5 protein-coding genes are annotated in these 5,644 nt (G+C 39.7%); all 5 read left to right on the forward strand.

Annotation, left to right across the window (positions count from 1 at the left end; all coding sequences use genetic code 11):
- A partial coding sequence (gene terL / locus L693_RS0112545; RefSeq protein ID WP_231503636.1) for a phage terminase large subunit occupies positions 1-1,610 on the forward strand: 1,610 nt, incomplete at its 5' end.
- Positions 1,611-1,827: 217 nt separating this feature from the next.
- The gene (locus L693_RS0112550) at positions 1,828-2,310 is read left to right on the forward strand and encodes a DUF2975 domain-containing protein (RefSeq protein ID WP_025717544.1); all 483 of its coding nucleotides are present in this window, start codon (positions 1,828-1,830) and stop codon (positions 2,308-2,310) included.
- 10 nt (positions 2,311-2,320) lie between these two features.
- The gene (locus tag L693_RS0112555; protein WP_025717545.1) at positions 2,321-2,560 is read left to right on the forward strand and encodes a helix-turn-helix domain-containing protein; all 240 of its coding nucleotides are present in this window, start codon (positions 2,321-2,323) and stop codon (positions 2,558-2,560) included.
- A 99-nt stretch (positions 2,561-2,659) separates the two neighbouring features.
- On the forward strand, positions 2,660-3,973 hold the full coding sequence (locus L693_RS0112560) for a phage portal protein (protein ID WP_231503637.1): 1,314 nt from the start codon (positions 2,660-2,662) through the stop codon (positions 3,971-3,973).
- Positions 3,974-4,841: 868 nt separating this feature from the next.
- On the forward strand, positions 4,842-5,405 hold the full coding sequence (locus L693_RS0112570; protein WP_025717548.1) for a MarR family winged helix-turn-helix transcriptional regulator: 564 nt from the start codon (positions 4,842-4,844) through the stop codon (positions 5,403-5,405).
- The last annotated feature ends 239 nt before the right edge of the window (positions 5,406-5,644 follow it).

Raw genomic sequence — 5,644 nt, forward strand, 5'->3', positions numbered from 1 at the left:
TACCGATTGAAACAATAAAGCAAGAAGAGCAACGACAAGCTGAGCTGCTTAAGCAGTATATGGAGAAGCATTTCAAGCCGCCCAAAATGAAACAACTGGTCGAGACATTCAGCTTCTCCGAACTAAGAAAGCTTATCGGTGAGATGGACATTGAATTTTTCGCTTTAGCCTATTTCCCTAAATATTTTGATCGAGCATTTGGCAAGTTTCACAAAGAGCTATTCACGGAATTAAGACATATGCTTGCAAATACAGGACTGATTACGGCTTTCGGCCTCCCAAGGGAGCATGGAAAGTCGACGATCAGTTCTTTTTTATTTCCGCTGTATGCGACTTTATATGATAAATCACAGTTTACATTGATTATATCTGCCACAGAGCAAATTGCATTGCCGTTCCTCGATATGATCAAAGATGAGCTGGAAACCAATCAGATGCTGATTGAGGATTTTGGGATTCGTAAAGGGAGCCGCTGGAACAACAATAAAATATGGCTTAAGAGTAAAGGTGGACTGGACTCCTGCATTATGATTCGCGGGATTGATGGTAGTTTGAGAGGTATTCACTATAAGCATCATCGTCCTAGACTGGTATTGATGGATGATTTGCTTAAGGAAGATACCGCACGATCCGAAGCCAAACGAGAACAGATTAAAAATACGTTTACGGATGTCATTTTGCCTATTGGCACAAGGGATACGAATATTCTGATCTGTGGAACCATTTTGAATGAAGAAGATATTATGGCCGATCTGCTCAAGGGTAAAATCCCAGGTGTGCGAAGTGTTCGTAAAGCAGCCGTGCTTCAGTTTTCAGAACGAGATGATCTATGGTCAGAGTGGGAGCAACAATATAATAATTTGCAGGATGAGGACAGGATCAATACGGCCTTGTCTTTTTTTATGGCGAATGAGGAGGAAATGCTAGAGGGGACAGAAATCCTGTGGAGCGAGTATTTGGACTACTATTATTTGATGTGCAAGAAGCAAGCGATGGGTGAAAAGAGTTTTTATAAAGAGTTACAAAATGATCCGCGTTCAACAGACGAATACATATTTCAGAATCTCATGTATTGGGACAGGTTGCCTGAGTTTGAGGGAATGGAACTAGCCATGTACATTGATCCAGCCATTAAAGCAGGGAAGAAAAACGACTATTCGGCTATTTCAATTATTGGCCAGCACCGAAGGACGAAGCAAATGTATGTGATTGACGGGAACATCTATAAATTGCTGCCGGATGATTTGTTCCAAGTCGCTATTGAGAAGTTGAAGCTTTACCCTGTAGATAAGCTTGGATTTGAGGTGAATCAGGCACAGAGCTACATGAAACAAAAGTTTGAAGAAGAGCTATGGAAGGCGAAGATACATACACCCGTGGAAAGTGTGCATTCCAAGGGACAGAAGCATGAACGTATTATTAGCTTGGAGCCGGAAGTGAAGAAGGGTCGTATTCTTTTCAATGCAGATAACCTCAGATACAACCATCAGGTAAAGGACTACAATCGAAATTGTACATATGATGATGCACCAGATTCACTTTATGGGGCTGTTCAATTGATTCAGTCGGTCAAGAGTCTGAAATTTTATGATCGCAGCTTGTTGTTTTGAGGCTTCTGCTAAAACTCAATCGTTATTTTAATCCAATCCCGTTAAGCTAACGGACAGTTTTGTTGAATAAGTTGTAAATTTAACATTTTAAAGTAAGAGCATTTCTTAGTAATGAGAAATGTTTTTTGTTTTTATAAAAACGATAATAAATTATTGAAAAACGATAAATTATGTGGTAAAGTGAAAAAACTGACATTAAATAAGTGAGGTGCACTTTATGAAACGAGGAACAACACTCTTTTTGAAGATGGCTGTTATTCTTATTGGAATCCCAATTCTCGCTTTGTGCATATTTTTAGTGCCTAAGATTGGGAATTTTGCTGGAGAATTGTATCCAGAAATGGCTTATATGAAAACTCTCGTTTTAATCGATATGTACGCAGCAGCGATTCCTTTTTACTTTGCTCTTTATCAAGCTTTTAAACTTTTAAGCTATATTGATAAGAACCAAGCGTTCTCGGAATTATCGGTAAAAGCTTTAAAGAATATAAAATACTGTACCTTCACAATCAGTACCTTGTACCTGATAGGTATGCCACTCTACTATCTCATGGGGAAGAGAGTTGATCCGCCAAGTTTCATACCAATGGGATTGGTCATTATTTTCTCCTCTATGGTGATTTCCGTTTTTGCTGCTGTTCTCCAAAGACTTTTACAAGAAGCTATTAATATAAAATCAGAAAATGATTTAACGGTCTGAGGTGGAGCATATGGCAATTATTATTAATATTGATGTGATGTTAGCAAAACGAAAAATGAGCGTAACTGAGCTTTCGGAGAGGGTTGGAATTACTATGGCGAATATTTCCATTCTGAAAAATAGGAAAGCAAAAGCGGTTCGTTTTTCGACATTAGAAGCGATATGTAAGACTTTAGATTGTCAGCCGGGTGATATTTTGGAGTACAAAAGCGACAAAGAACCCAATAAAAACAGACAACAAATTTATTAAGCTAACGGGGACACGTTAATTCAACAAGGAACTACCTTAGTAAAGGTGGTTCTTTTCTTTATTCAAGCAACAATTACTTAACCTATTTTGAAAGGAAAGATGTATTTGCAAATAACCGAACAAATCATTACAGAATGTCTAAATGAACTCCATTCGATTGCAATAGCCAAACAGAAATATGCAGATTACTATAATGGTCAGCATGCTATTCTCAAGAACTATGCGATGCAAGAAAGCCGAAGCAATCAAAAGCTTATCTTCAATTTCCCTCGTAAGTTCGTGGATAGTGAAGTTGGCTATCTGCTCGGTAAACCAGTAAACTATGTGTCCAAGCCAGATCAGGATAAAGCCATACATAATATAGATGTACATATGAATCATTGGGACAAGGAGCATAATTTACAGCTTCGGAAACAATCTGAAATCTTTGGCGAGAGCTTTGAGTTGAACTATATCGACTCGGATGGCCAGTTTTCAGCCACGGTGCTATCTTCTTTAAATGCGTATGTGTTGGAAGATGGAACAGCAGAACGAAATGTATTACTTGGCTTACATAAATTTACGAGACGATTGGATAAGCAAGTATATTTGGACGTGTATACCGACCATGAAATTCTACACTATACAATTGGTAGTGATAATAAAAGTAATCAAATGAAGCAAAACCAATCACCTGAACTGAAATATATCGGCAAGCATAATCACATCTTTGGAAGAGTCCCGCTCATCTCCTGTCCAGCCAATACGGAGAGAAAAAGTGGCTTCCATGATGTGATTTCTTTATTTGATGCCTATAACGCATTGAATTCCGATTTGGTCAATGAAATCGCAGATCATCGCAACGCCTATCTCGTGATCGAGAATGCCAAGCTGGAAGCTGAAGACTTATTGAATATGAAGAAGATGGGCATTATTCAGGTTCCGGCTGGAGGAAAGGTAAGCTGGCTTACGAAGGAGATTAATGATTCTTTTGTAAAGAACGAGCTGGATAATATTGAACGCAAAATTTTCGACATGATGGATCAGGTCAACTTTAATGAAAACTGGGCCAGTAATACCTCCTCCTTGGCGCTGCGAAATAAGCTGCTGAATTTGGAGAATCGAGTGGCAATGCGTGAAGCATTAATGGAGAAGGCAATCAAGCAGCGTTTACGGAATTTCTTCACGTTCCTGCACATTAAAGAAGGTGTGCAATATGATTACCGTGATATCGCGGTGAAGTTTACTCGTAACTTGCCGACAGATTTGGTTGGGATGGCTGATGTGATTGTTAAATTGCAACAAGTCGTATCTCAGGAAACGTTGCTCACGTTGCTTCCGTTTGTTGAGAATCCAAAGCTGGAATTCAATAAATTTCATGCGGAGCAGCAACGATTAGCAGATGTGAGTAAGGAGAAATCGAATGCAGAATAAAAATAGGATCAAGCGACTGGTCAAGAATAATTGTGCGTGTTATCTCGGAGCGAAGTATGGTATCCCAAACTATTGCTGTTTACAGGATGGCCCATGTGTATTTTTCGCTCAAGATGATTCTCTTCCCTGTTGTACCTATTTTGAAAATGGAGTTTTGCCAATGGATGAGAAGCTGGATCAAGAGTATAAGTCTGATCGGAATGTAGAATCTGAATTTAAGACAGCGAAATCGAGGGTGAACTGTACACGTTGCGGAGGAACATTTTCGGCAAATTCGAATCGGCAGAAATATTGTGAGAAATGCAGAGGTAAGGCGAGAAAAGAAAATATCAGGATACGTGTTCGGAAGTTCAGACAAAAAGACGGCTCGATGTAACGCTTTAGAGGTTGAAAAAGTCATATAAACTAAGGGTTAAAAACAACCCAAAATGAGGAGTTGGTATGTTTGTACCTATTTCTCGTTTTTACGTTTTCTAAAGCGTTACATCATTGTACTGAGCATGATATTCAATATTATACAGTTTCAGCATACATATACGTTTCTGAAGTTTAGGCAAACAATAGGCTTGATGTAACGCTTTAGGCTGTCAAAAATCCAAATAAAATAAGGATGAAAAATACCCAAAAGTGGGGAGCGGGTATGTAGGTCCTTTTGTTAGAAAAAAATGGTTAGACTAAGGAGGTGGAACGCCATTAAGCTAACGAAGTCTTTGGCAGTGTCCGAGGAGGAATACAACTCCGAATATGAAGAAATATGGAGGGGAAATTCTTATGAGCCAATCTTGATATTTGAAAAAAGAAAAATATAGGAATTATGATACGACAAAAAAGTATTGACACAAAAGTAATTAGCGACCATACTATATATATGAACAAGGATAATAAAGTAACAAAGGATATTGACGCTATTCCCTCGCTTGTACAATCCAAGCGTCAGATTGATCGCTATAACCTGGACCTAGACGCACAGGCTATACTCGTCGCGTCTAGGCTAATGGAAGCCGGAGCCAAGCTTGGACATGCCGCAGAGATTCATTTCTCCAGATTCGGTTTATCAACAGGACGATATCGTTTATTAGCAGACCTTGAAGATAACGAAGGAGAAGAGTTGCCCTCGCAATTAGCGGAGCATCTAGGTGTGACACGTGCTACAGTGACTGGTCTTATCGATACTCTTGAGCGAGATGGCCTAGTATCCCGGCGATCAAGTTCAGAGGATGGACGTCAGAAAGCGGTTATATTGACAGAGCAAGGTGCGAAGAAGCTTTTTGAAATGGCTCCTGAGCATTTCGCTCGGCTGGAAGCCATGGTGGGCTTACTGAATATTGAGGAGCGCAGCGTATTCCTCGACCTGTTAGGTCGAGTTACACAAGGTATATCGGCACTTACGGACGAACCAAAACGAACTAAAAAACACATCAATAATGAGTAGAACGGGCTAGTGAAGCTAGCCCATTTTCACTCTCGTATAATTAGTTTCCTAATTATATGCTGCTGAGCAATTAAAAGAATTAAAGGAGCAACTAAATGAACAAGACGACAGAGTACCCCAATCAGACAGATGGTGTTTACGAAATCAAGTCTGCTGATTCTGGCACAAAGACTTTTGTACTGTGGCGTGAAGTTGTAATGGCCTATGCGTCTCCTGCCATTATGGCAGGGGTGGGGGGG

It is taken from the genome of Paenibacillus sp. 1-18 (assembly GCF_000520755.1).
GTDB classification, from domain to species: domain Bacteria; phylum Bacillota; class Bacilli; order Paenibacillales; family Paenibacillaceae; genus Paenibacillus; species Paenibacillus brasilensis.